This is a genomic window from Amycolatopsis sp. TRM77291, assembly GCF_054166285.1.
The window spans coordinates 4,024,652-4,050,208 of sequence record NZ_JBSZHF010000001.1 but is presented as its reverse complement, the minus strand read 5'-3'; the positions used below and the strand labels follow the sequence as shown (position 1 = coordinate 4,050,208).

The 25,557-nt window shown below is 68.5% G+C and carries 19 protein-coding genes and 1 pseudogene; 13 read left to right on the top strand and 7 right to left on the bottom strand.

Going from position 1 to position 25,557, the window contains the following annotated elements; genetic code table 11:
- Positions 1-28: 28 nt before the first annotated feature.
- Positions 29-1,032, top strand: a pseudogene (locus ACXIZN_RS18515) (glucosyl-3-phosphoglycerate synthase).
- Here ACXIZN_RS18515 and ACXIZN_RS18510 read toward each other — a convergent pair.
- Positions 1,006-1,884, bottom strand: a complete 879-nt coding sequence (locus ACXIZN_RS18510) for a sterol desaturase family protein (RefSeq protein WP_457955883.1) — start codon at positions 1,882-1,884, stop codon at positions 1,006-1,008. The pseudogene ACXIZN_RS18515 and the gene ACXIZN_RS18510 sit on opposite strands and share 27 nt — an antisense overlap.
- An 84-nt stretch (positions 1,885-1,968) precedes the next feature.
- Here ACXIZN_RS18510 and ACXIZN_RS18505 point away from each other — a divergent pair, with 84 nt between their 5' ends.
- A complete protein-coding gene (locus ACXIZN_RS18505; protein WP_457955882.1) occupies positions 1,969-2,580 on the top strand; it encodes a TetR/AcrR family transcriptional regulator in 612 nt (203 codons plus the stop codon).
- Positions 2,581-2,686: 106 nt separating this feature from the next.
- On the opposite strand, the gene ACXIZN_RS18500 is transcribed toward ACXIZN_RS18505, so the two are convergent.
- Together ACXIZN_RS18500 and ACXIZN_RS18495 are read right to left on the bottom strand one after the other, a co-directional pair.
- Positions 2,687-5,191: a PQQ-dependent sugar dehydrogenase gene (locus tag ACXIZN_RS18500; RefSeq protein WP_457960551.1), complete on the bottom strand. Its 2,505-nt coding sequence runs from the start codon at positions 5,189-5,191 to the stop codon at positions 2,687-2,689.
- A 745-nt stretch (positions 5,192-5,936) separates the two neighbouring features.
- Positions 5,937-6,374 (bottom strand): PPOX class F420-dependent oxidoreductase, encoded by a 438-nt coding sequence (locus tag ACXIZN_RS18495; RefSeq protein WP_257487728.1) that lies wholly within the window; start codon positions 6,372-6,374, stop codon positions 5,937-5,939.
- A 109-nt stretch (positions 6,375-6,483) separates the two neighbouring features.
- Between ACXIZN_RS18495 and ACXIZN_RS18490 the strand changes: the two genes are divergently transcribed.
- From ACXIZN_RS18490 to ACXIZN_RS18480, 3 genes are read left to right on the top strand one after another with little or no spacing between them, the layout of a single operon-like run.
- The gene (locus ACXIZN_RS18490) at positions 6,484-7,935 is read left to right on the top strand and encodes a hypothetical protein (RefSeq protein WP_126731938.1); all 1,452 of its coding nucleotides are present in this window, start codon (positions 6,484-6,486) and stop codon (positions 7,933-7,935) included.
- Positions 7,936-7,982: 47 nt separating this feature from the next.
- A complete protein-coding gene (locus ACXIZN_RS18485) occupies positions 7,983-8,723 on the top strand; it encodes a hypothetical protein (protein WP_457960550.1) in 741 nt (246 codons plus the stop codon).
- Positions 8,724-8,736: 13 nt separating this feature from the next.
- A complete protein-coding gene (locus ACXIZN_RS18480; protein WP_457955881.1) occupies positions 8,737-13,203 on the top strand; it encodes a hypothetical protein in 4,467 nt (1,488 codons plus the stop codon).
- Between the two features lie 21 nt (positions 13,204-13,224).
- On the opposite strand, the gene ACXIZN_RS18475 is transcribed toward ACXIZN_RS18480, so the two are convergent.
- Positions 13,225-14,163, bottom strand: a complete 939-nt coding sequence (locus ACXIZN_RS18475) for an AraC family transcriptional regulator (protein WP_457955880.1) — start codon at positions 14,161-14,163, stop codon at positions 13,225-13,227.
- An 87-nt stretch (positions 14,164-14,250) separates the two neighbouring features.
- Here ACXIZN_RS18475 and ACXIZN_RS18470 point away from each other — a divergent pair, with 87 nt between their 5' ends.
- Complete coding sequence (locus ACXIZN_RS18470) at positions 14,251-14,673, top strand: nitroreductase family deazaflavin-dependent oxidoreductase (protein ID WP_457955879.1); 423 nt, start codon at positions 14,251-14,253, stop codon at positions 14,671-14,673.
- Between the two features lie 173 nt (positions 14,674-14,846).
- On the opposite strand, the gene ACXIZN_RS18465 is transcribed toward ACXIZN_RS18470, so the two are convergent.
- Both ACXIZN_RS18465 and ACXIZN_RS18460 read right to left on the bottom strand, forming a co-directional pair.
- On the bottom strand, positions 14,847-16,076 hold the full coding sequence (locus ACXIZN_RS18465; RefSeq protein WP_457955878.1) for a hypothetical protein: 1,230 nt from the start codon (positions 16,074-16,076) through the stop codon (positions 14,847-14,849).
- Between the two features lie 71 nt (positions 16,077-16,147).
- Positions 16,148-16,729, bottom strand: a complete 582-nt coding sequence (locus ACXIZN_RS18460) for a hypothetical protein (RefSeq protein WP_457955876.1) — start codon at positions 16,727-16,729, stop codon at positions 16,148-16,150.
- Positions 16,730-17,236: 507 nt separating this feature from the next.
- Here ACXIZN_RS18460 and ACXIZN_RS18455 point away from each other — a divergent pair.
- The 7 genes from ACXIZN_RS18455 (at position 17,237) to ACXIZN_RS18425 (ending at position 23,689) form a co-directional block, all read left to right on the top strand.
- Entirely contained in the window at positions 17,237-18,481 is a 1,245-nt protein-coding gene (locus tag ACXIZN_RS18455) for an acyltransferase family protein (protein WP_457955874.1), read from the top strand.
- A gap of 41 nt (positions 18,482-18,522) precedes the next feature.
- Complete coding sequence (locus ACXIZN_RS18450; protein ID WP_457955873.1) at positions 18,523-19,710, top strand: winged helix DNA-binding domain-containing protein; 1,188 nt, start codon at positions 18,523-18,525, stop codon at positions 19,708-19,710.
- 178 nt (positions 19,711-19,888) lie between these two features.
- Entirely contained in the window at positions 19,889-20,893 is a 1,005-nt protein-coding gene (gap, locus tag ACXIZN_RS18445) for a type I glyceraldehyde-3-phosphate dehydrogenase (protein WP_038515534.1), read from the top strand.
- Between the two features lie 9 nt (positions 20,894-20,902).
- Positions 20,903-22,111 carry a phosphoglycerate kinase gene (locus tag ACXIZN_RS18440; protein WP_457960549.1) on the top strand — a complete coding sequence of 403 codons (1,209 nt, stop codon included), beginning with the start codon at positions 20,903-20,905 and terminating at the stop codon, positions 22,109-22,111.
- Entirely contained in the window at positions 22,111-22,896 is a 786-nt protein-coding gene (gene tpiA / locus ACXIZN_RS18435) for a triose-phosphate isomerase (RefSeq protein WP_034311753.1), read from the top strand. The genes ACXIZN_RS18440 and tpiA overlap by 1 nt, the downstream gene beginning before the upstream one ends.
- A gap of 155 nt (positions 22,897-23,051) precedes the next feature.
- A complete protein-coding gene (secG, locus tag ACXIZN_RS18430) occupies positions 23,052-23,282 on the top strand; it encodes a preprotein translocase subunit SecG (protein WP_016333144.1) in 231 nt (76 codons plus the stop codon).
- 65 nt (positions 23,283-23,347) lie between these two features.
- Positions 23,348-23,689 carry an RNA polymerase-binding protein RbpA gene (locus tag ACXIZN_RS18425; protein ID WP_034311760.1) on the top strand — a complete coding sequence of 114 codons (342 nt, stop codon included), beginning with the start codon at positions 23,348-23,350 and terminating at the stop codon, positions 23,687-23,689.
- Positions 23,690-23,696: 7 nt separating this feature from the next.
- Here ACXIZN_RS18425 and ACXIZN_RS18420 read toward each other — a convergent pair whose 3' ends face one another.
- On the bottom strand, positions 23,697-24,899 hold the full coding sequence (locus ACXIZN_RS18420) for a sensor histidine kinase (protein ID WP_167373484.1): 1,203 nt from the start codon (positions 24,897-24,899) through the stop codon (positions 23,697-23,699).
- Positions 24,900-25,557 lie beyond the last annotated feature (658 nt).

The following is a 25,557-nucleotide window of genomic DNA, read 5'->3' as shown; positions in this document are numbered from 1 at the left end:
GGTGATCTTCGACGGAAGGGGTGAAGCCATGCGGGTATCGGCGGAGGTCGGCACGTGGCTCGCGCGGCGCAGCAGCCGGGCGGGTGACTGGTGGGCGGCGGAACTGGTCGCCGCCAAACGCGGGGCCCGGGTTTCGGTGGTGATCCCGGCCCGCGACGAGGAGGAGACGGTGGGCGCGATCGTCGGCACCATCCGGCGCGAACTCGTCGAACGGTTCCCCTGGTGGACGAAATCCTGGTGGTGGACAGCCATTCCACGGACGCGACAGCCGAGGTCGCCAGGGCGGCCGGAGCGGATGTCGTCGCGCAGGACTCGGTGTTCCCGGCGCTGGAAAGCCTGACAGGCAAGGGAGAAGCGCTCTGGAAGGGCGTCGCCGAGACCACCGGCGATCTCGTCGTCTTCGTCGACGGCGATCTCCGCGACTTCACCGCGGACTACGTGACCGGACTGCTCGGACCGCTGCTGACCGACCCCGGGATCGCCTATGTCAAAGGCTTCTACCACCGTCCGCTCGCCGGGACGGCGGGCGTCGAACCCGACGGCGGCGGCCGCGTCACCGAACTCGTCGCCCGTCCCCTTCTCAACATGTACTGGCCGGAGCTGGCCGGTTTCGTCCAGCCGCTCGCCGGCGAGTACGCGGGACGGCGCGAAGTGCTCGAAGGCATCCCGTTCGTCACGCATTACGGCGTCGAGGTCGGCCATCTGATCGACCTGCTCGAACTGCACGGGCTCGACGCGCTCGCGCAGGTCGACCTCGGTCACCGGACGCACCGCCACCAGAGCACGCAGGCACTCGGCCGGATGTCCGCGCAGATCATGCTGACCCTGATGGACCGGCTGGAACGCGGCGGCCGGGTGATCTCCGCGGCGCCCCCGGCGACGTCGCTCGCCCAATTCCGGCGTGGCGCTGGGGAATCCGTCGAGCGGGAACTCGTGCTCACCGACGTGACGCTCACGCAAAGGCCGCCACTTGAGAGCCTGCCGCCGGAGATCCGCCCGGAGAACTCACCCGCCTTGCGCAGGAGCGCTTAGCGCCTCCTTGGGCTGCCAGCCCGGCGGGCCGAACACGTAGCCGAGTTTGTCCCGCCACGACCCGGCCGCGCGGACGTCGCGCAGGATCGAGCCGTATTCGTGGAAACCGACCTTGAGCAGGTTGTAGGAGCCGACGTTCTTGGTCAGCCCGTAGGTCGGGCGCTTGCCCTCCGGCACGAAACTGCCGAACATCCGGTCCCAGATGATGAGGATGCCGCCGTAGTTCGCGTCCAGGTACTCCTGATCGCTGCCGTGGTGCACACGATGGTGTGAAGGCGTGTTGAACACGTACTCGAACCAGCGCGGCAGCTTCCGGATCTTCTCGGTGTGCACGAAGAACTGGTACACGAGGTCGATCGACAGTCCGGTGAGGATCATCCACGGCGGGATGCCCGCCAGCGCGAGGATCGACCAGAACGGCAGCTGGAAGTACGGGGTCCACTTCTGCCGCAACGCCGTCGAGAAGTTGTAGTGCTCGCTCGAATGGTGCACCTGGTGGCCGGCCCACATGAGCCGGACGCGGTGGCTCGCCCGGTGGTAGGCGTAGAAGACGATCTCCTGGCCCAGCAGCATCAGGACCCAGGTCCACCAGTCGTGCGGGCTGAACTTCACCGGCGCGAGCTCGTAGAGCGCGGCGAACACGAACAGCATGACGATGCGGAAGACGCCGTTGAGCACCACCGCCACCGCGCCCATGGACATGCTCGTGCGGGTGTCCTTGACGCTGTAACCGATGACGTTGTCGTCGTGGCCCAGCACGTGCAGCGCGAGGATCTCGATCGCGACGAACAGCAGGAACACCGGTGTCGCCAGCAGCACCGGGTCACTCAGATGGGCAAGAAAATCCGCCACCGCACCTCTCCCTCGTCCGACCCCGTTATCTGACCATCAGGTAACTTACCCAAGGGTCACTTACCTCAGGGTAAGATAACCGCCGTGACAGAAGCAAGGGCCGTCGGCACGAAGGGGGTGCCCCGCGAAGAGCGGGAGACCCAGATCGTGCGCGCCGGGACGGAGGAGTTCGGCAGGAACGGGTACGCCGGGGCGTCGATGGTGGAGATCGCCCGCCGGGTCGGCGTCACGAAACCCTTGCTGTACCAGTACTTCGGCTCGAAGGACGGGCTGTACCTCGCCTGCCTGCACCGCGCGGGGGACAGGCTGACCGAAGGCGTCGCCGAGACGATGGCGGCGGAGGCCGAACCGCCGGAACGGATGCCGCTCGCGGTGCTCTCGGCCATCTTCGAGACGTTCGACAACGACCGGTACGCCTGGAAGCTGCTCCGCGACCCGACGGTGCCCTCGACGGGTGAGATCGCCGGCGTCGCGATCGACTACCGCTACCGGCTCGACGGGTTCGCGCTGGTCGGCGCCGCCCAGCTGATGCGCTCGCGGGGCCTGGACGACGATCGCGACATCGAGGCGATCGCCCAGGTGTGGACCGGTGTGGTCGATTCGCTGATCAGCTGGTGGATCGACCAGCCGGACCAGGACGCCGCGGCGATGACCGAGCGCTGCGCGCGGATCATGCGGAACCTGTTCGGCTGGTGAACGAAAAACCACCCCGCCGGGAGATCCCGGGCGGGGTGGGTTTCCTCCAGCTCACACTGGATACGGTCGGGGTGCCCGGCGCCGCTCCGGACACCCCGGCCGTGACTCAGGACGCGGCGCTGGATTTGCCGCGTAGCGTGACGTTGGCCGTCGACGCGTTCTTGATCGCCGTTTCGATCTGCGCCATCGTCGAGGACGAGGACAAGCCCGGCACCGTCGCCGACTTCAGCGCGTAGAGCGTGAAGGTGTAGGGATGGCTGGAGCCGCCGGGACAGGGACCGAAGTACTTCTGCGAGTTCGCCCCGCTGCCCATGGCCTTCTGCTTGGCGCCGTTCTGGTTCGGGACGGTGTAGCCCGCTCCCAGTCCCTCGGGTAGTGAAGCCGCCGACGCCGGGATGTCCCAGATCGCCCAGTGCAGTTTGTTGCCGTTGTTGGCCACGTCGGCGAAGACGATCGCGTATCCCTTGGCGCCGGTGGTCCCGGCGCCCCACGCCAGCGGCGGGGACGTGTCCTGGCCGGCGGTGCCGTCACCGGCGCAGGTGAACTTGTCCGGGATCGACGCGTTGTCGGCGAACGCGGAACTGGTCAGCTTGAACGCCCCCGGCTGAGAGGCGCCGGGGAACTTCAGCCGGACCACGACGTTGTCGATCCCGCTCGGGGTGCCGCCGTTCTTGTCCGCGTTGGTCGAGGTGACCCACAGGCCGCCATCCGGGGTCTTGGTGACCGAACGGAGCCTGCCCCAGCGGCCGGAGAACAGCGACTGCACCGAACCGACGCCGTTGCCCGCCGCGTTGATCTGCGTGGCGAAGAGCTGTTCGCTGGTGACGGCCGCGACGTAGATCCAGTCGTTGACGATCTCGATCCCGCTCGGCCCGCCGGAACTGGTCGGCCAGGTCTTCTTCGGTGCGACCGTGCCACCGCAGGTTCCGCTGGTGCCCTCGCACTGGGGCCAGCCGAAGTTGCCGCCCTTCTGGATCAGGTTGAGCTCGTCCAGTTTGCCGTCACCGAACTCCGAAGCCCACAGCTGGCCGCGGGAGTCCCACGCCAGGCCCTGCGGGTTGCGGTGCCCGAAGCTCCACACGTAGCGGGCGTTGCCGCCGGTGGAGAAGAACGGGTTGTCGCCCGGCGCCGATCCGTCGGGGTTGACCCGCAGGATCTTCCCGTTGAGCGAGCCCTTGTTCTGCGCGGTGTCCTTGTTCTGCCCGTCGCCGACGGTGGCGTACAGCTTGCCGTCCGGGCCGAAGCGCAGCCTTCCGCCGTTGTGGTAACGGTTCTTGGCGATCCCGGTGAGCACCGGCGTCGAGGACGAAGACAGCTTCCCGTTCTCGTAGGTCATCTTCACGATCCGGTTGTCGCCGGACGCCGTGTGGTACAGGTAGATCGCGTGATCGGTGGCGTAGTTCGGCGAGATCGCGATGCCGAGCAAGCCGCCCTCGCCGTTGGTGCCGACCGCGCCGGGCACCTTGCCGACCGTGGTCTTCTCACCCGACGGCGTGATCCGCAGGATCTCGAACCGGTCCCGTTCGGTCGCCAGCGCCGTGCCGTCCGGCAGGAAGTCGACCGACCAGGCGAGGTCCGCCTTCGTGATGTCCTTGTCGTACTCGGGAATCCCGCCGCCCGCGGCGCCGCTGGTCTTCGCCGTCACCGCGTTGCTCGCGGCCGAGGCGTTGCCGTCGAGGTCGCGCGCCTTCACCGTGAAGGTGTACGACGTGTTCGCCGTCAGGCCGGTCACCGTCGCTTCGAGCGAAGGCGTCGTCGCGACCTTCGTGGTGCCCTGGTACACGTCGTAACCGGCGATGGTGCCGCTGTTGTCCGTGGAAGCGTTCCACGCCAGGGAGACGCTGTTCGCCGTCACCGACGTCGAGCGGAGGTTCCCCGGCACCGTCGGCGGCGTGGTGTCGCCGCTGGGCGGCGTCGTGAACTGGACGACATTGCTTTGCTGCGAAGGGTTTCCGGCCGCGTCGAAGGCGCCGACCGAGATGTCGTAGGCCGTGTTCGGCTGCAGATCGTCGACGGTCGTGGTGAGCGTGTTCCCGTCGACGCTCTTGAGGACGTTGCCGCCGCGCATGACGTCGTAGCGGACCACACCGACGTTGTCGGTCGCGGCCTCCCAGGTGAAGGTGGCGCTGCGGGCCTTGATGTCCTTGGCGGCCAGGTTCTTCGGCGGGGTCGGCGCTTCGGCGTCGAGCACCCCGCTCGCGGTGAGCTTGTCCGCGTTGGGCCCGCCGTTCGCGGTCGTCGCGGTGGTGCGGATCTTGTTGGCCCCCGCGGCCAGGGTGACGTCCTTGGTGACGGTCTTCCAGGTGGCCCACGCCCCGGTGCCGGGGAAGGACAGTGTCCCGGCGGCGGTGCCGTTGACGCTGAGGGATACCGGCCGGTCGATCGTGGTTCCGTTGGCGTAGCGGAAGGTCAGCGTCTGGGTTCCGGCCTGGGCGGCGTTCACCGTGTACTCGACATAGCTGCCGGCGACGTTGTCGAAGTTCACGAACCCGGTGCCGGAATAGCCCGCGTGGTTCTTCTCGACGGCGCCTTGGGAGATCGTCGCGGCTTCGGATTCGTGATCGGTCGGTGCCGCGCCGGCGGGAAGGACCGGCAGGGCGGCGAAGGTCATCGTCGTCGCGGCGGCACACGTGAGCAGCGCGCGCCACGGTGGTCGGGGTGCCACTGGAGCCTCCATGCGTGAAGTCGGGGGTTCGGGAGGTGCAACGGCGGACCGGGCGAGCCCGGCGGGGAACGGGGAGTTTTAGTTAGGAAACTTTCCTATCTATGGTTCAGATCACACACCAGAGGGTGCTTCGTGTCAATACTTGACCAACATCAACACGGAGAGTCACACCCCGAAGGCAATTAGTCCTCTGGATGCGGTACTTGCGTGTGCAAGGACCGCATCCAGAGGACTAAACGCGAGGGGTTAGCTGCCGCGGCCAGTGGGAGGCTTCGGGGCCGGCGGGTTTGCGAAAGCCACTTTCGCAACCTTCGAGGTTGCGAAAGCCACTTTCGCAACGTCGAGTCCGGTCGCTCGCCCGAGCACCGAGCGCAGGTGTCGCGAAAGCCACTTTCAGGACGCCTCATGTCCCGAAAGTGGCNGGCCGGCGGGTTTGCGAAAGCCACTTTCGCAACCTTCGAGGTTGCGAAAGCCACTTTCGCAACGTCGAGTCCGGTCGCTCGCCCGAGCACCGAGCGCAGGTGTCGCGAAAGCCACTTTCAGGACGCCTCATGTCCCGAAAGTGGCTTTCGCGACACCCTCAAGCCGGCGACCACACCCAGCCGGGAGCAGCAGCCCCACCCGACGCGCGTGAAGGCCCCTTCCCTCGGCTCAGCTGAGGGAAGGGGGCCTCCACGCGAGAACGGAAGCGTCAGCCGGCGATGTCCGCCCGCGCGATCACCTTCGTGATCCGCGCCCGCACCAACGACTCCTCCGGGACGGCGTTCCGTTTGCCGTAGGCCTCGGCCTTGTCCTCGCCCATGTACCGCCCGCCGAGCCTGGTCGCCCATTCGAGCATTTCGTCGAGGTCGTTGTGCAACACGGCTTCGGCGGTGAACTGCACGTACGAGTACGGCGGCTTTTGGTCGTCGACGGCCAGCGAAAGCCGCGGATCGCGTCGCAGCGCCTTCCCCTTGAGGGTGTCCGTGCCGGTGGTGAAGATCAGCTCGTCACCGTCCGGCCCCTCGTTCAGCAGGAACCACACCGGCGTCACGATCGCCGCCCCGTTGGCGCGGACCAGGCCGAGCATGCCCGTCCGCGTGCCCTCGCTCGCGAACTTCCACCATTCTTCCCGGCTCATTTCACGCATGGACCAGACGCTACCGCCGCCCGGAGCGCCGGGCACCCCGGTCACCCGTGCGGGGTGCCGGGGGCGGCGACTAGCCTGGCCTGCTGTGCGAGACGACGAGCTGACCGGGATGGGGCTGGCCGACGAGGGGCTGACCCGCCGCCTCAAGGCGCTGGCCTGCACAGCGCCCTTGCACGACCTCGACGCGCGCAAGGCGAAGCTGGACTGGGCGGACGCCACGATCTACCAGATGGCCGAGATCGCCCTGCACACGATCGACCAGGTCACCGTCTCGATGGACTTCGACACCGGCGCCGACCACGACCAGGTGATCGCGCGGCTGCTGCCGTTCGTGGCGCTCCAGGCGCCCGGCCGGACGCCCGACGAGCACGCCAAGGTCGCCCGGTGGGTCCTCGACAACCTGATCAACGTCGGCACCACCGATCGCGGGTTCCGCCGCGTCTACGGCTCCATCGGCCCCGGCGGGGGCTACCAGCGCCGCCAGTTCGACTTCAAACTGCTCGTCGAGCTGGCCGCGCCCGACGGCGAGGTCTACCTGCGCGCCACCGACGAGGCGATCAACGTGCTCGTCGGCGCGCTGGACACCGACGTCGAGTCCGCCCAGATCGCGGCCGAGGTCAAACTGGAGAACCTGATCAACCGCGGCCGCCTCGCCGACGCGAAGCTCGCGGCCGAGCAGGCCCGCTACCGCACGGTCCAGTACGGCGAGACCCTGCGCGCCAAACTCGACGCCACCCGCCGTGACGTGCGCGCGGTCGACTGGGAGCGCGAGGTCCCGGACCTGCTGGACCAGGCGCTTTCCCATATCGAGTCCCGGTTCCGCGCCGAGAACGCGATCCTCAAGAACATCACCGCGTCGCGGGACGAGACCGAGGACCTCGACCGCAAACGCCGCGCGGCCGAACTCGTCGACATCGTCAGCGACTGCATCCGCCGCCACACGCGGCTCCAGTCACGGCTGGCCGACGCGGGCGCGGTGTTCCGCGCCGAACAGGACCGCCAGCAGTTCTCCGGGCCGCCGCAGCGCGCGACGATCGACCTGTTCGGCCAGCTCCTGATGCCGACGCTGGGCCTCCCGATCGCCGAAGCCGTCGCGCCCGCCGAATCGTTCTTCCACGCCGGCGCCGGGATCTCGCCGCCGACCGTGCCGTCGCTGTCGTCGCTGGTGTCGCTGCTGCTGCGGCCCGCCCCCGAACGCGATCAGCTCGTCGGCGAGATCCCCGAACCCGAACTCATGCCCGCCGAGGTCACCGACAGGTTCGGCGACGAGCAGTGGCGCCTCGCCGACGACCTGCTCGACCTGCCGGAGGTGCCGCGGCGGCTGTCCGGGCTGCTCGAAGAGGCCCGCCGGATCGACCCCGGGCTGCCGGCCCTGGTCGCCCTGCGGGCGGTGCACGCCTACAGTCCCGAGGTCGGCGCGGCGCTCCGGCAGGGGGAGCGCCAGGTGCTGCTGGCCGTCGACGACGGCACGCTGCTCGAAGACCCGGAGTTCGGCGGGGCGGATCTGCTGCTTTCGTCGGCCACGGTCGATCGCCACGAGGAAGAGGAGGAGGTCGCGTGACGACAACCGGGGACGTCGAATCCGCGGCCAGGCTGGTTTCCTTCGGCATGCGCCCGAAGCAGCTCCCGTCGCGGGACGTCGTGTACGGCGACCTCGTCCGGCGCTACGGCGAGGACAGGGCGTTCAAACAGCTCACGCACGCGGTCGCGGCCGGGCTCGGGCTGATGGTGCTGGAGGTCAACCTCCAGGCCGGTGCCGTGCTGGCGGCGACCGACGAGTCCGTCTTCGAGATCAAGATGGACAGCTACGCGCGGCAGAGCAAGATCCGCGAGCGCCGGGAGACCGAGAAGGTCCTGCACGGGCTCGTCCACCTCGCCACCGCCGCGCTCGGCTACCCGCGCCCGGACGATCTCGCGAACGACACCTACATCGGCCGCGTCAGCGTCGAGCAGGTGGACGCGATGGTGCGCGAGGCCTGCCGGATCCTCGACGAGCGCGCGGCGGAGGCGGAGGCGAACAACGACCCGCTGGCCGACGCGCCCGAACTCGAACAGGCCTGGCGCGCCTACGCCCGGCGCCCGGCGGCGGCGGCCACCAAGGACGGCAGGCTTGCGTCGGACACCACGCGCGGCATGGTCGCGCGCGCCCTGCGCTTCCTCGCCGATCAGGGCTTCCTCGTCCAGGTCAGCGGGGAACAGGGCGGGACCTACCGGACGACACCGCGCTATCAGGTGCAGGTGCGCGAACTCGCCGCCGACGCGGCCTTCGACGACCTGCTGGAACTGAACGTGGTCTCGGTCGCCGACGGTGGCGGGACGTTGCGCGCGGCCGCGTCGGACACGCTTTAACCAAGGGGAGTCGATGTACGAGCTTTCGCGGGTTCGCCTGCACTCGGTGGGCCCGGCGGGCGCGCGGTACCAGGACGTCGTGCTGGACTTCAGCGGCGTCGGCGCGGCCATCACCGCGCCCAAACAGGACGCGCTGTTCAGCGCCGGGATCCACCTCGCGGGGGAGGGTCCGCCGCGGCGCCCGTCGCCGGCGAGCGTGCTGTTCCTGGAGAACGGCGGCGGCAAATCCGTCCTGATCAAGCTGATCTTCTCGGTCATGCTGCCCGGCCGCCGCCAGGTCGTCGGCACGACGAACACCAAGGTGCTGGAGAAGTTCGTCGCCGCCAAGGACGTCTCGCACGTCGTGCTGGAGTGGCTGCAGGTCGAGACCGGCCACCGGGTGATCACCGGCAAGGTGTCGGAATGGCGCGGGCACGTCGTGTCGGCCGACTCGGAGAACCTCGTCGATTCCTGGTACTGCTTCCGGCCGACGCCGTCGCTCGATCTGGACTCGCTGCCGTTGACGTCGGACGGCAGGCTGCTGACGATGTCCGGCTTCCACGACCAGCTCGACAAGGTGCACGGCGGCGAGCCGGAACTGGAGCTGTTCTGGACCCGGCGTCACCACGAATGGACGTCCCGGCTCGACGGCCTCGGCCTCGACACCGAGCTCTTCCGGTACCAGCGCGCGATGAACGCCGGTGAGGGCGAGGCGGCGGACGCCTTCGCGTTCAGCACCGACGAAGCCTTCGTCGAGTTCCTGTTGCGCGCGGTGCTTTCGGAGGAGGAACCGAAGGATCTCGCCGAGGTCGTCGCGACGTACGCGCACAACCTCGCCCAGCGCGGGGATCTGCTGTCGGAGCGCGATTTCGTTGCCGGTGCCCTCGACCTGCTCACACCCCTGGCGGAAGAAGAAGGCGTCGCCGCCGCGTCACGGAAGCTCGCCGACGCGGCCCGTGCCGAGATGCGGACGCTGGCCGGACAGGTCGCCGCGCGCGACAAGCTGGAGAACGAGCGGCTGAGCGGTCTCGAACAGCACGTCGACGAGGTGAAGTCCGCGGAGAAACTGGCCGAGGGCGACCACCGCCGGCTCACCGCCGGGGTCACCGAACTCCGTCGCCTGGTCGGGAAACTGCGGCTCGAGGAGGCGCAGGAGAGCAAGAAGCGGATCGACGGCGAACTGGCCGAGGCCAAGACCGCCGCCGAGGCCTGGCGTGAATGCGCCACCGTGCTCAACCACCTCAACGCCTCCCGCAAGGCGCGCGATTTCCGGGAACTGGTGGGGAATCGCGAGCAGAAGGCGCAGCCCGCGCTGCAGGCCCGCAACGCCGCCGCGGGCGCGCTCGCGCGGGGACTGCTGGCGCTGGCCAAGAACGCCACCGAGCAGGCGGCGAAGGCCGAAGCCCACGTCGGCGCCCTGCGTGCCGAGGCGGAAAAGGCCCAGGCGGAACGCGACGAGTCGGCGAACCTCGCGGCTTCGCGCCGGGCGGAGGCCAGAGGGCTGGGCGCGCGGATCGCCGAAATCCGTGAGGAGATCGCGGAAACCGTCCGGTCCGGCGCGCTCAAGGCCGGTGCCGACGTCGCCGAAGCGGCGCGTGCGGCCAGGACGGAGGCCGAGGAGACCGCCGCGGAACTCGTTCGTCGTGAACAGGAACTCGAACGCGTCGCGGAGGATCTGCGGTCCGCGCAGGCCACCGTGAACGACGCGCACCGGCTCGCTGGGTCCACAAAGGACCGCCTGGAACGCGCGGCCGAGGAACTCGACCGGGCCAACCGGCGTACCGACGCGCTCGCCGTCGAACCGCGGCTGAGCGAACTCCTCGGCGTGGACGATGTCACGCTGGAGACGGACCTTCCGATGTTGCTGGAGCGGCTTCGCGAGGCGGGTTCGGCGGCGGAGAAGGAACAGACCGCGCTGCGGATGGAGGAATCCGTCGACGAGCGCGCGCTGAACGCGCTCGGTTCGGGCGGTCTCCTGCCCGCCACCGAAGAGGTCCAGGCCGCTTTAGACGCGCTGGAAGCCGCCGGGATGAACGCGTGGTCCGGCTGGCGTTATCTGTCTACTTTGGACAAAAAGCGGCGGGCGGCCGTGCTGGCGCGCGCACCTCAGCTCGTCTCGGGGATCTTGCTCAACGAGCCGGAGCAGGTGCGGCTCGCCGAGAAGGTCCTGGCGGAGCGGCGTCTGCTGCCCACCACGATCATCCCGGTCGCGACGACCGAGGCCACCACGACCGACCGCCTGCCGGACGAGGCCGGGATCGAATTCCTCGTGCCGCCCAATCCGGCGATGTACGACGAGGAAGCCGCCGACGCCGAGCGCGAGGCCATCGCGCTCCGGCACGCGGAACGTCAGCGACGGCTGGAAGCGCTGGCGACATCGCTGGCCGACGACAGCGCCCTGTCGTGGAAGCTCAAGACCTGGCGCGAGGACTATCCGCCCGGCAGCATCGCGACACTGGCCGAGCAGCTCCAGAACGCGCGCACCGCGCACGAAACCGCGCAGACCGCGTTGGAGCAGGCGGAAAAGGAGTTCCAGCGCCTCGGGGAGAAGGCGGCCGGGCTCCGGGAACGGGTCCCCGAGTTGCGTGCGGCTTCGGCCGAGGCGGGGGAGCGGGCCCGCGGGCTCGAAACCCTCGCCGCGCGCGCCGCGAAGATTCCCGAGTGGACGGATGACGTCGAACGCGCGACCGAGACCGCCGAACGGGCGGAGGCGACGGCGTCCGAAGCCGCGGTGAAGGCGTCCCGGCTGCGTGAACAGGCGAGCGAGGAGCAGCGCACCGCCGACGGGCACCGGCGCACGGCGACGACAGCGAAAGCGGAACTGGCCGAGGTGCCGGGATCGAGCGACGTCACCGAAAACGACCCCGTGCCCACCGAACCGGTGGACGCCTTGCGGCGTACTTTCGCGTCGGCTTCCGAGGCCTACGCGAAGGTGGAGGTCGGCAGCGACCTTCGTGCCGAACTCGACCAGGCCGAGAGTGTCGAGGCGTCCGCGCGGGCGGCCGTGGAAGCGCTGGACGACGCCGTCCGCGAGCGGGCCTCGGCGCTGCTGGAGACGCCGGACGGCTCCGACGCTTCGGCGCGGGCGGCGGCGCAGGCGCGGGCGAACCGCGCGGTCGCGGTGCTGGAGGAAGAGCGCACCGAGATCGTCGGGCTCGTCGCGACCCGCAAGGCGGAACTGGGTCAGTTGCCGGAACAGCCGTCAGCGATCGCCTCCGACGCGCGGCCGAAGGACATCCAGCACGGCCTGGAGCTGATCGACGAGGCGAGTCTCGAAGTGTCCGCCGCCGCGCGGAAATGGGAAGAACTCCAGGAGCGCCGCGCCGCCGCCGAAGCGACGTTGGAGTCCGCGAAGACCTCCGCGTCCGGCTTCGGGCTGCTGGCCGAATCCATGGCGCACCTCTTGTCCAAAGAGGACGAAGTGGCTGCCTTCGAGGGCGACGTCGAATCCGCGCGTGCCAAGCACTCGCGGCTCAACACCTCGCTCACCGAGGCGCAGGACGCCGCCGACGCGGGCGACCGCCGGGTGCGTGCCGCGGCCGACCAGCTGGCGCAGTACGCCACGGACAAGCGGTTCGAGAAGCTCAGCACGCCGGTGCGGCAGCAGGTGATCTCGGTCCGCCGCGATCAGCTGCCCGCCCACGCCGCGGAATGGGCGGAGGCGCTGCGGCCCCGGCTGCGCACGCTCACCGACGATCTCGCGCAGATCGACCGGCACCGCGGCGGCATCATCACCCGCCTGCAGGGCATGGTCGACGGCGCGTTGCGCACTCTCCGCGCGGCACAACGGGTTTCGCGGCTGCCGGACGGTCTCGGCGACTGGTCGGGCCAGGAGTTCCTGCGGATCCGCTTCACCGAACTCGAGGAGAACGTGCTCGCCGAGAAACTGGGCGAGGTCGTCGACGAGGCCGCGGTGGGGAAGACCTCCGACGGCCGGGATGTCAAGCGGGACGGGCTGTCCCTCGTGCTCCGCGGCGTGCAGGCCGCCGCGCCCAAGGGTTTCCGGGTCGACATGCTGAAGCCGGACTCCGTGCTGCGGACCGAACGCCAGCGGGTCTCCGAAATCCGGGACGTGTTCTCCGGCGGGCAGCAGCTGACCGCGGCGATCATCCTGTATTGCACCCTGGCGGCGCTGCGGGCGAACAACCGCGGCAAGGCCCGCAACCGGCATTCCGGCGTGCTGTTCCTCGACAACCCGATCGGCCGCGCGTCGGCGGGCTACCTGCTGGAACTGCAGCGCGCGGTCGCGGAGGCGCTGGGCGTCCAGCTGATCTACACCACCGGTCTGTTCGACGCCGGCGCGCTGAGCGAGTTCCCGCTGATCGTGCGGTTGCGCAACGACGCGGACCTGCGGGCGGGGCGCAAGTACCTGTCCGTCGACGCGACGATCCGGAACGCGACCGACGCGCTCGGCGAGCCGGACGGCGTCGCGCGGCTCTCGGCGACGCGGCTGTTCACGCGGCCGTCGGACGAGCCGGAGCCGGAAGAGGAGACGGCCTGATCACGCGAGTGCGGTGTCGCGTCACCCGGCCGTCTTGAGGTCTTCCCGCGCCGAGGCCCGGTACTGCCCGGGTGCCTGACAGCGAGCGCGGCGGAAAGCCCGGCTGAACGCGTACACCGACGTGTAGCCGACCGAGCGGGCGATGGTGTCCACCGTGTCGCCGGTGTCGCGCAGCCGGACGGCGGCCAGGTCCATCCGCCACTGGGTCAGGTACTCGCCGGGTGTCCGGCCGGTGGTTTCGCGGAAGCGGCGGGTCAGCGTGCTGCGTGAGGTCGCCAGTTCCGCCGCGAGCAGGTCGGTGGTCCACGGTTTCGCCGGGTCCTCGTGGATCTTCGCCAGCGCCACGCTGATCAGCGGATCGCCGAGGACACCGAGCCAGGTTCCCCGCGCCTCCGCCGGTTTCTCGGTCCGCCACGCGCGCAGCAACTGGACCAGGAGGATGTCGACGAGCCGGTTGAGGACGAACTCGGTGGCGATCTGCGGGGAGGCCAGTTCCCGCGACAACAGCCGGACGGTGTCGTCCAGCCCGCCACCGACGTGGTTCGCGCGGATGTGCACCAGCTCCGGCAGGGTGGCGAGCACCTGGGTGGACACCGCCGGGTCGTAGTCGTAGGACGCGCCGAGGACATGCGTCTCCACGTCCCCGGAGCCGAGGCGCAGCACGCCACCGCAGTCTCGCGCCTTCTCGGCCGCCGTGCACAGATTGGGAATGATCGCGACGTCCGGAGCGCTGCGCAGAGTGTGCTCCGGGCCGTTCGGCAACAGGACGACGTCGCCGGGCATGAGCTGCCGCGGCGGGTGCCCGGCCAGTTCCAGCCAGGCCGTGCCGCAGGTGATGGCATAGAACGCTGCACGGGTGATGCCGTGCCAGAGGATGCCCCACGGTCCGGACGCCTCGATCCGCGCCCCGGCGGTGCCGCGGACGCCTCCCACGGCGAGTGCTTCGGCCAACAGGTCCATGGCGACGAGGATAGTGCGACAAACGGATATCTTCGTGGCGTTATCAGCCATCGATACAGTCACCGCGCGAGTCATACGATCGAGATCATGACTGACACGTTCGACTTCGACCAGATCAACCGCACCGTGATCGCCGAGTTCCGCGAGACCGGCGGCAAGGCGGGCGGCATGTTCGAGGGGTACCCGCTGGTCCTCGTCCACCACACCGGCGCGAAGTCCGGCACCCGGCGCATCGCGCCGCTCGTCCCGCTTCTCGAAGGCGACCGGATCTACATCTTCGCGAGCAAGGGCGGCGCCGACGACAACCCGGCCTGGTTCCACAACCTGGTGGCCAACCCGGACACGAAGGTCGAGCTCGGCACCGAGACCTTCCCGGTCCGCGCGCGGTTGCTCGCCGGCGCCGAGCGCGACGAGGTCTACGCCAGGCAGGCCGCCGCTCAGCCGCAGTTCGCCGACTACCAGAGCAAGACCAGCCGGGTCATCCCCGTCTTCGAGCTGGAGCGGGTCTAGGCCCTCGTGAGTGGTGAGGACGGTTCTGACCGTCCTCNCGCCACCGGGAACCCGATCACCGAAATCACCGTGCCCGGCCTGGCGGAACGGTTCGGCAACCGGTTCAACCTGCGCGGTATGGCCGTCTCCCCAGCCTCGTGAGTGGTGAGGACGGTTCTGACCGTCCTCACCACTCACGAGGCTGGGGAGACGGCCATACCGCGCAGGTTGAACCGGTTGCCGAACCGTTCCGCCAGGCCGGGCACGGTGATTTCGGTGATCGGGTTCCCGGTGGCGCGGTCGAACCGCTTGATCTTGACGGGGGTGTTGCCGTCGAACTTCTCCTGGATCACGGTGATCGACCGGTCCGTGAAGATCGCCTGGCTGGACGAATCGCTACCCGAGGTGAAGCCGGTGCCGAACCGCGGCACGGTGGTCCCGGAGGCGATTTCGGTGCTCATGAGCCGACCGTCGGCGGCGAGCCATTCGAGATGGCCTTCCCGCAGGGCCCTGGCGTCGTACGTCTTCTGGGAGAACGTCTCGGGGTCGACCAGTTTCTCGGTGACGGGGCGGCCCCCGGCGTCCACGAGTGGCTGTTCGGTGTACTTGCCGTCGCCCGTGTTCCACGAAACGACGGTCGTCCGGGGCTTGCCGTCGGCGTCGGTGTAATCGGAAAGGAACGTGATGACACCGTCGTGACAGGGCACGTGACGGTTGTGGTCTCCCGCGTCGAAGACCCCTCGCCAGGCGAGGACCTTTTCCTTTCCATCGGTCGCCGGGTACAGCTGGGAAAGCAGTTCCGGCTGCGCACTGGGATCGACCTTCGAGCGCATACCGGGAATCGCGGCCGACTCCGCGAAATGAGCTCCCGCATCGGTGGCGATCCCATTGAGGACACCGCCGCACAGCGCGTTCATGAAGTAGTTTCCCTCGACCCGGTAAAGCCGTGAACCGGTCGAAGTGGTGACGGCCACCTGATTGGTGTAACCGGCTTCCGAGAAGCCTTCGTTGTAGACCGCGACGAAACCCTTGCCGCCGGGCAATGCGAAAGCCGACTGCTGATGCCCTGCCTTCTTGTTCTCGAAGCCGGCCAGGCCGTCCTTGCCGAGAATGTAGTCGCGCTTGTCGTCGCTGAAGAACAGTCCGGTCTCCGACCACGCGATATGCGACTCGGTCATGCCGCTGGTCTCGATCAGCCGCGTTCCGCCGTCCCCCTGCACCAGGACCAGATAGCCGGGCTGCCGCTTTTCCGCCGGATTGTCGGCGGAGGTGTCCGGGCTGAGAGCGAACGCGACGACGGTTTCGCCGAGTTTCACCACAGCGGGATCGGCGATGTTCATCTCCGCTCCGCTGTCGGGCGAAGCGCACGCCGTCGTGAGCAGGAGCCCGCAGGCGGCGAGCGCGATGAGTCGGGGGAGGCGCACCGGGCCGGATCCTCTCAGGCGGTGGGCGGTGCGGCCCGCACCCGGCGGGCCGCACCGTCCACAGGATGTCGTTACTTGATGGTCGCGTAGACCACGGTGCTCTTGTGATCCTTGATGTTGTCGGGGTAGACGCCCGGCCCGCCGTTGCTGTCCAAGTCGACCTTCGCGCCGTGCTTGTAGGCCTTCCACACCAGCTCGGAGCAGTTCAGCTTCCCGTTGCTGTTGTCCTTGTTGTCGGCGAAGTTCGAGTCGTAGGGCAGATCACGGAACTTGTTGTAAGCGTGGTCGGCCGCCTTGTTGCGCGTGGACTGCTTGACGTCGACGGACATTTTGTAGATGGGGCCGCACTTCTTCAGCGTGGACGCCGTGACGGCCTTGCTCTTCTTACCCGAGCCGGGCGCCTCCACGATCGTCTTCGTCGTGTAGTAGATGCCGACGTGGTTGTGCTTGAAAACGGTGGTCTTGGCGTAGGAGTGGAAGATGTCTCCCTTGTTCCGCGCGTTTCCGACCGTCTTCTTCGTCTTGCAGGCGCCGTCGTCGGAGGAAGCGATTCCGATATCGCTCGACGAGCCCGTTTCCGCGGCCTGTGCGGGCGCGGCGAACAGGCCGAACATCGACGCTCCCGCCATTGCGGCGGTCGCGGCGGACGTCACCAAGAATCTCCCGAACTTGGACATGGATATCCCCACTCTTTCAACCGGTGGACAGCGGTACCCGGCGCGATCGCGCACAAGAACTCGGGTCCCGTTCCGTTGACGGAATCGAAAGTAACGGGTTCGAAGAACCGCGGGAGTCCGGTGAACGCCTGACAGCCCGGAGGGCCGTCTCTCAGTTCGAGGTGACGAGGTAACCGATCACCGCGGTCTCCAGGACGAGCACCAGCACCAGGATCACCACGAGCCCCAGGTTGCGTTCCCGGCGTGAACGGTCGGACTCGGTCACCGTGCGTTGCTCCTTCTGTGCTCTGGGTGTTCGGCAGTGTAATCGTCGGTACTTTTCCCACCAGAAGTATCGGTATCCGGTACGGCCCCGGCAAGCCACCGGTAACCTCCCGCGCATGGCGGGTTCGGGGAGAGGCGCATCGGTTGATCGAACGGACCGGCGTGCGGGGTGTGTCGTGGACGTGATCACCTGTTCCGAAGCCATCGCGCCGGTGGTCCATGAGTAGCCCGGGCGCGAAGACCTACGCGAAACCGGACACCGGGTTCGCGTGGCTGCGGATGTTCGGGGCGATCCTGGTCGTCTTCGAGCACTGTTTCCCGATCATCGAACCGAGCCGGATCACCAGCCTGCCGTCGAGCTGGAACATCTCGCTGGGGTACTTCGCGCTCATGGGCTTCTTCGCCATGAGCGGCTACCAGATCGCCGACAGCTGGCGGCGGGACTCCTCGTGGTGGCGGTACCTGCTCAAGCGGGTGCTGCGGATCTGGCCGCCGCTGCTGTTCGTTGTCATGGTGACGGCGTTCGTGATCGGGCCGCTGGTGACGGTGCTCAGCCCGCGCGAATACTGGGGCGATCACGACACCTGGGGCTACGTCGTGAACAACGCGATGCTGTACCCGTTGCAGCATCTGCTCCCGGGCGTGTTCACCGAGAACCCGTACCCGTTCTCCGCGAACGGTTCGATCTGGACGCTCCCGATGGAGACCACCGGATATCTGATCGTGCTCGTCATCGGGCTGGTGGGCGGCCTCGCGCGGGGACGGGTCGTGCTGTTCCCGCTGCTGCTGGCGTTCATGGTGGCGGACGGGTTCATGGGGGCTTCGGTCGGCTTCCATGGCAACGCGGGCTCGTTGTTCAGCGTGCCGCTGGGGTCGATGGTGGCGTTCCTGGTGGCGTTCGTCCTCGGCATGCTGCTGCACAGCTACCGGGACCTGATCCCGTTGCGCCCGGCCGTCGCGTACGCGCTGGTGGCGCTCTACCTCGTCGCGAACTTCACCCCGCCCATCGAACCCGCGACGCGTTTCATCCTGCCCATCGCCGCGGGCTACGGCGCGATCACCTGGGCGTACCACTGGCCGCGCCGGCTGGAGGGCTACGACCAGTGGGTCTATCCCAGTTACGGGATGTACGTGTGGGGAATGCCGGTGCAACAGCTGTACACCCTCGCCGGGGTGCGCGACTCGTACCTGCTGATCGTGCTCGCGGTACCCACCGCGTACCTCTGCGGGGTGGTGTCCTGGCGGCTGATCGAACGGCCGACCCAGAAGCTGCGGATCTACCTCCGGGTGCCGGACGAAACCCGGTCCGGCGGCGGAAGACGCGCGCCGCACCCGGACGACGAGATCACCCAGGTGATCCCGGCCGTCCCGCCTCGGCCGCCTCGCCTGCCGGCGCCTCAAGTCGCTCGCTTCGAGCCGCGGCCCGGGGCACCGGTGGCCCACTGCCGGGAGCATCGGAACTGATGAGCCGGAGTTTTGTCGGACCCCGGTGATAGAACCGATCCGTGACCCCCAAGATCGATACCGCGCAGCGCCGCGCCCGCCTCGCGACGCGTCATCGCCTCGCCGTGCCCGCCGAGTCGGTGCACGCCGCCGCGGACGCGGTCGTCGCGTTGCACGCCACGGACCCGGCTTCGGTGCACCTGTCGGCGTGGGCGCGCGTGAAGGGCAGCGGCGTCGCCGAGCTGGAGAACGCGCTCTACGAAGAGCGAACGCTGATCCGGATGCTCGGCATGCGCCGCACGGTCTTCGTCCTCGGGCACGAGAACGCGGCGCTCGTCCAGGCCGCCTGTTCCGCCGACATCGCCAAGAAGCAGCGCCGCCTGCTCGAACAGCACCTCGGCACGCAAGGGCATCCGGAGAACGTCACAGAACCCGGGCGCTGGCTGGCCGAGGTCGAAGACGCGACCGAGCGGGCGCTGAAAGCCAGGGGATCGGCGACGGCGCAGCAGCTTTCCGAGGACGAGCCGCGGCTCAAGCAACAGCTGTTGATGGCGAAGGGAAAGCCGTACGAGGCGATCGCCAACGTCACCAGCCGGGTCCTCTTCCAGCTCGCGGTCGACGGCCGTATCGTGCGCGGCCGCCCGCGCGGAAGCTGGATCAGCAGTCAGTACTACTGGGCGCCGATGGAGGGCTGGTTGCCACAGGGCCTCGCCGAATGGGACGCCGACGCCGCCCGCGTCGAGCTCGCCCGAAGGTGGCTCTACGCCTACGGCCCCGCCCCGATCGCGGACCTACGCTGGTGGACCGGCTGGACGGCGGGCCAGACGAAGAAGGCACTCGCCGCGATTCAACCGGTCGAGGTCGACCTCGACGGTGTTCCCGGGGTGGTGCTCGCCGACGATCTGGAGCCGGTCGCGGAGCCCGAACCCTGGGTCGCGCTGCTCCCGTCGCTCGATCCGACGTCGATGGGCTGGATCGAGCGCGACTGGTATCTCGGCCCGCACAAGGCGCCGCTGTTCGACGGCACCGGCAACATCGGGCCCACGGTCTGGGCAGGCGGCCGCATCGTCGGCGGCTGGGCGCAGCGCCCGGACGGCGAGATCGTCCATCACTTCCTGGAGGACGTCGGCACGGACGTCGAACGGGCCGTCGAGGCGGAGGCGAACCACCTGGCCGAGTGGTTCGGAGAGGTGCGAGTCACGCCACGAATGCGGACACCGCTGGAGCGACGGCTAGCACAGGGAAGCTGAGAGTTTCCCCAAGACGGCCTGGTAGCGATGGTCTTAATCGATTCTTGACCTGACCCACCGAGTGGTGGAAGTCTCGTCAGGGCAAAGAGGGTCGCCCGAGCACGCACGCTAGGGTTGCGCCCGAGTAAAGGACGTCTTACCGGGGCGATCCCGGACGAGTCTCAAGGGAGTGGCAGCAGTGACGGTTCGCGTAGGTGTCAACGGCTTCGGCCGCATCGGCCGCAACTTCTTCCGGGCCGTGCAGGCCGCCGGTCACGACATCGAGGTGGTCGCGTTCAACGACCTCGGCGACGTCGCCACCATGGCCCACCTGCTCAAGTACGACTCCATCCTCGGCCGCTTCCCGGGCGAGGTCAGCGTCAGCGACGAGGGCATCGTCGTCGACGGCAAGACGATCAAGGCCCTCGCCGAGCGCGACCCGGCCAACCTGCCCTGGGGCGACCTCGGCGTGGACGTCGTCGTCGAGTCGACCGGTTTCTTCACCAACGGCGACGCCGCCAAGGCGCACATCGCCGGTGGCGCCAAGAAGGTCATCATCTCCGCGCCCGCCAAGGGCGAGGACCTGACCGTGGTCCTCGGCGTCAACGACGACAAGTACGACGGTTCGCAGACGATCATCTCGAACGCGTCCTGCACCACCAACTGCCTCGGCCCGCTGGCCAAGGTCCTCAACGACGCCTTCGGCATCGAGCAGGGCCTGATGACCACGATCCACGCGTACACGCAGGACCAGAACCTGCAGGACGCGCCGCACAAGGACCTGCGCCGCGCCCGCGCCGCCGCGCTGAGCATGGTCCCGACTTCGACCGGTGCCGCCAAGGCCATCGGCCTGGTCCTGCCGGAGCTCAACGGCAAGCTCGACGGCTACGCGGTCCGCGTCCCGGTCCCGACCGGTTCGGCCACCGACCTCACCGTCACGCTGACCAAGAGCGCGACCCTCGAGGAGATCAACGCCGCGTACAAGGCCGCCGCCGAGGGCCCCCTGGCCGGCATCCTGCGCTACAGCGACGACCCGATCGTCTCGGCCGACATCGTCACCGACCCGGCGTCCTGCATCTACGACGCGCCGCTGACCAAGGTCATCGGCAACCAGGTCAAGGTCGTCGGCTGGTACGACAACGAGTGGGGCTACTCCAACCGCCTCGCCGACCTCGTCAAGCTCGTCGGCACCAAGCTTTCCTGACCCATGGCGCTGAAGAACCTCGAAGACCTGCTGGGCGAGGACGTCTCGGGCCGGTTCGTACTCGTACGTTCCGACCTGAACGTCCCGCTCGACGGGGAGACCATCACCGACGACGGCCGCGTCCGCGCCGCCCTGCCGACCCTCAAGCGTCTCGCCGAGGCGGGCGCGAAGGTGGTCGTCACGGCGCACCTCGGCCGTCCCAAGGGCGAGCCGGACCCGAAGTTCTCGCTCGCGCCCGTCGCCGCGAAGCTCACCGAGCTGCTCGGCGTCGACGTCCCGCTGGCCGGTGACCTGGTCGGCGAGTCCGCCAAGGCCACCGTCGCCGGCCTGACCGACGGCCAGGTGGCCCTGCTGGAGAACGTGCGCTTCGACGCGCGCGAGACCAGCAAGGTCGAGGCCGAGCGTCAGGAGCTGGCCGCCGAGCTGGCCGCGCTCGTCCCGGGCGGCGCGTTCGTCTCCGACGGTTTCGGTGTCGTGCACCGCAAGCAGGCCTCGGTCTACGAGATCGCCCGTGCGCTTCCGGCGTACGCGGGCGGTCTGGTGCTGGCGGAGGTCGACGTCCTCAAGAAGCTCACCGAGGACCTCGCGCGCCCGTACGTCGTCGTCCTCGGCGGCGCCAAGGTGTCGGACAAGCTGGGTGTCATCGCGAACCTGCTGACCAAGGTCGACAGGCTGCTCATCGGCGGCGGCATGGCGTACACCTTCCTCAAGGCCCAGGGCCACGAGGTCGGGAACTCGCTGCTGCAGGAGGACCAGCTGGAGCAGGTCCGCGGCTTCCTCGCCGAGGCGGAGAAGCGCGGCGTCGAGCTGATCCTGCCGGTGGACGTCCTCGCCGCGACGGGCTTCGCCGCCGACGCGGAGTTCGACGTCGTCGACGCGACGGCCATCCCGGCCGGGCGGATGGGTCTCGACATCGGCCCCAAGTCGCGGGAGCTGTTCGCGGGCAAGCTGGCCGACGCGGCGACCGTGTTCTGGAACGGCCCGATGGGCGTGTTCGAGTTCGAGTCCTTCGCCGGTGGCACCCGTGCCGTGGCCGAAGCGCTGGTCAAGAGCGATGCCTTCACCGTGGTCGGCGGGGGAGACTCCGCCGCGGCCGTGCGGCAGCTCGGCCTGCCCGAGGACGGCTTCTCGCACATCTCGACCGGCGGCGGCGCGTCGCTGGAGTACCTGGAGGGCAAGGAACTGCCCGGAGTCGCTGTGCTGGGAGAGAACGACTAGTGGCGCGCAAACCGCTCATCGCCGGCAACTGGAAGATGAACCAGAACCACCTCGAAGCCATCGCGCTGGTTCAGAAGATCGCCTTCGCCCTGCCGGAGAAGTACTACGCGAAGGTCGACGTCGCGGTCCTGCCGCCGTTCACCGACATCCGCAGCGTCCAGACGCTGACCGACGGCGACAAGCTGTCGCTCACCTACGGCGCCCAGGACCTGTCGCCGCACGACTCCGGTGCCTACACCGGTGACGTGTCGGGCCCGATGCTGGCGAAGCTGGGCTGCAGCTTCGTCACCGTCGGGCACTCGGAGCGGCGTGAGTACCACGGCGAATCCGACGAACTGGTGAACAAGAAGGTGAAGGCAGCGCTCAAGCACGGCATCACGCCGATCCTGTGCGTGGGGGAGAAGCTCGAGGTCCGCGAGGCCGGCGAGCACATCGCCCACACCACGACCCAGCTGGTCGAGGGCCTCAAGGGGCTCAAGGCCGAGCAGGTCAAGGACGTCGTCGTCGCCTACGAGCCGGTCTGGGCGATCGGGACCGGCAAGGTCGCGACCCCGCAGGACGCCGAGGAGGTGTGCGGAGCCATCCGCGCCACCCTCGCCGAGAAGTACGGTGCCGAGGTCGCGTCCTCGGTCCGCGTGCTCTACGGGGGCTCGGCCAAGGCCAACAACATCAGTGACCTCGTCGCCTGCGAGAACATCGATGGTGCGCTCGTCGGTGGTGCCAGCCTGGATGGTGACGAGTTCACCAAACTCTGCGCACTCGCCGCGGGCGGGCCCCTGCCCTGATCGGGGCACCTACCGGGTAACCTGGGTATCCGGTCCGTCACACAGCAGTGGACGAGTCCAGGAGTACGGTGTGTCCTGGCGGTGCTGGGTTGTTTCAAACCCCGGCCGCCTGTGCACACCGTTTTCCTGCATTCTCCAAGAGCGCAGAGGATGACATGAAGCTGTTCCTGCAAATCCTGTTGATCGCCTCCAGCGTGCTGCTGGTGGTCGCCGTGTTGCTGCACCGCGGCCGTGGTGGCGGTCTGTCTTCGCTGTTCGGTGGCGGTATGCAGTCGAGCCTCTCCGGCTCGAGCGTGGCCGAGAAGAACCTCGACCGGATCACGCTGCTGCTGGGCGCGGTGTGGCTGATCAGCATCATCGGCCTCGGGCTCCTGCTCAAGGTCTGATCGACCCAGGTGTTTCGGCGTGCCTATGGGGGGCGCGCCGCCGATCCCTATAGGTGTGAGGATTCATGGTTGGCGGTAACGCGATTCGGGGCACCCGTGTGGGTGCCGGTCCTTCGGGCGAATCGGAACGGGGTGAGTCGGCGCCGCGGCGCCGTATTTCCTACTGGTGCGCCAACGGGCACGAGGCACAGCCCTCGTTCTCGATGGACGCCGAGATTCCCGACGAGTGGGACTGCCCGCGCTGCGGGCTCCCTGGTGGGCAGGACGAGAAGAACCCTCCTGCCGCGCCGCGGACCGAGCCTTACAAGACTCACCTCGCGTACGTGAAGGAACGGCGTTCCGACGCCGACGGCGAGGCCATCCTCGCCGAGGCGCTGGAGCGGTTGCGCCAGCGCCGGGAGATCTAGCCTTCGCTCACCGGTCGAGCGGGTACCGGGCACGCACCCGGAACCCGCCGTCCTCGGTGTCGGCGGTCTCGAAGCTCCCACCCAGCAGTCGAGCGCGTTCGGCCAGCCCGGTCAGCCCGTGCCCTCCCGAGGGCAGGGCCGCACCGGGGGTCCGGGCGCGCTCGTTGCGTATTTCGACCTTGAGCGAACCGTGCTCGCCCTGGATCCGGATGGTCGCGGTGGCGCCGGGCGCGTGCTTGTGCACGTTGGTCAGGCATTCCTGCACGGTCCGGTAGGCCGCCGCCGAAACCTGGCTGGGCAGCAGGTCGGGGATCCGCTCGACGGTCAGATGCACCGGCACGTCCGAGCCGCGGATCAGCCGGTCGAGTTCGTTGATCCCCGGCCGGGGCCCGTCGTCTTCGGAGCCCGAGCGGAGCACGCTCACGAGTGAACGCAGTTCCTCGAGCGTCTTGGTGCTCAGCTTCCGGATGACCTGCGCGGTTTCGAGCGAGCGAGCGTCGGTGGTCTGGGCCTGCAGCGCGCCCGCCTGCATCGCGATCAGCGTGATCTGGTGCGAGACGACGTCGTGCATCTCCCGTGCGAGGCGGGCGCGCTCCTCCGCGCGGACGGCGTCGGCGTGGAAGCGGCGTTCGCGGTCGCGGCTGGCGGCGAGTTCGGACAGCTTCTGCGAGATCTCGGTCCGCGCTCCGATGAGCAGGCCGATGGCCACCGGCATCCCGGCGACGATGACGCCGTAGATACCGTCCAGGACGTGCTCGCGCCAGCTGAGCTCGACGAAGTCGGCCAGCGGCCACTGAACGAACCGGCAGGTGAAGACGAGCGCGAACCCGGTCCAGGTCTGCCAGTGCATCTGTTTGCGGGTGGCGAGGAAGCCGAGCGCGATCATCGCGGCCAGCTGCGACCAGCCCGCCAGGAACCCGGGGACGGTGACGATCACCGCGAGGAACGGCAACTTGCGCCGGAAGGCGAGGCCGAGGCACGCGGCGCCGGACAGATAGATCGAGTACGGCTGAGCCTTCTCGGGGATCACCAGCCACACGTCGAGCGCGGCAAGGAAGATCGCGAGTGTGTCGATGCCCAGCGCGACCAGCGCCGGGCGTTTGATCTTGGCGAACGAAATGACCCCGGCGGCACGGCGCATCCGGTCGGCGGCGTCCGCTCCGGAGCCGCCCACCGAGATACCTGGCATCGAGAGACCCTCTGTGCTCATCGCTGGCGACCTCACTCGTCTTGTGGACTTGGATGGTGAGACGTGTTCTTCGCCCGATCGGGACGCGCAGGAACGAACAAATGTGCGGATGCTAACGGGTGGATGTACAAGGGCGGTAAGTTTCCCCCAGTCGGGCTAGCGACTGTCCGGTCACTGTCCGCTCTGCGGACAAGTGCATGAACGTTCGGTCGGTCGAATCCACACCGGACCACCCGGGCTCGGTGGTCCGTTGATCGTTTCGACGCGCGAACAAGTCCTCTCTGATGCGAAAGTCACCGGAAGTTGATCTACGTCACGTTTCGTGGTCGCGCGGTGACCCCGCCGCGCATCCCTTCCTGTCCTTCAGCGTAGGGAAGGACGCCTTCGCGGACTTCCGCCATGGGGGTGTCACTACCGGGGTGGTCGTGCTCGAACACGCGACTCGCGTGCTTGGAGGCGTAACTCGCGTGATCAGAGGCGTAACTCGCGAGTTACGCCTCCAAGCACGCGAGTTACGTCTCTGATCACGCGAGTCACGCCTTGGGGCACCTCGCCCGAAGCCACCCGAAGCGCGTGAAGGCCCCCTTCCCTCGGCTCAGCCGAGGGAAGGGGGCCTTCACGCGCTTCGGGTGGCTTCGGGCGAGGTGCCCCAAGGCGTGACTCGCGTGATCAGAGACGT

Coding starts and splice junctions, on each gene's coding strand:
- ACXIZN_RS18500 (WP_457960551.1), bottom strand. CDS start 5,191: ATGACCTTCGCCGCCCTGCCGGTCCTTCCCGCCGGCGCGGCACCGACC.
- ACXIZN_RS18495 (WP_257487728.1), bottom strand. CDS start 6,374: ATGCGTGAAATGAGCCGGGAAGAATGGTGGAAGTTCGCGAGCGAGGGC.
- ACXIZN_RS18490 (WP_126731938.1), top strand. CDS start 6,484: ATGGGGCTGGCCGACGAGGGGCTGACCCGCCGCCTCAAGGCGCTGGCC.
- ACXIZN_RS18485 (WP_457960550.1), top strand. CDS start 7,983: ATGCGCCCGAAGCAGCTCCCGTCGCGGGACGTCGTGTACGGCGACCTC.
- ACXIZN_RS18480 (WP_457955881.1), top strand. CDS start 8,737: ATGTACGAGCTTTCGCGGGTTCGCCTGCACTCGGTGGGCCCGGCGGGC.
- ACXIZN_RS18475 (WP_457955880.1), bottom strand. CDS start 14,163: ATGGACCTGTTGGCCGAAGCACTCGCCGTGGGAGGCGTCCGCGGCACC.
- ACXIZN_RS18470 (WP_457955879.1), top strand. CDS start 14,251: ATGACTGACACGTTCGACTTCGACCAGATCAACCGCACCGTGATCGCC.
- ACXIZN_RS18455 (WP_457955874.1), top strand. CDS start 17,237: ATGAGTAGCCCGGGCGCGAAGACCTACGCGAAACCGGACACCGGGTTC.
- secG (WP_016333144.1), top strand. CDS start 23,052: ATGAAGCTGTTCCTGCAAATCCTGTTGATCGCCTCCAGCGTGCTGCTG.
- ACXIZN_RS18425 (WP_034311760.1), top strand. CDS start 23,348: ATGGTTGGCGGTAACGCGATTCGGGGCACCCGTGTGGGTGCCGGTCCT.
- ACXIZN_RS18420 (WP_167373484.1), bottom strand. CDS start 24,899: ATGAGCACAGAGGGTCTCTCGATGCCAGGTATCTCGGTGGGCGGCTCC.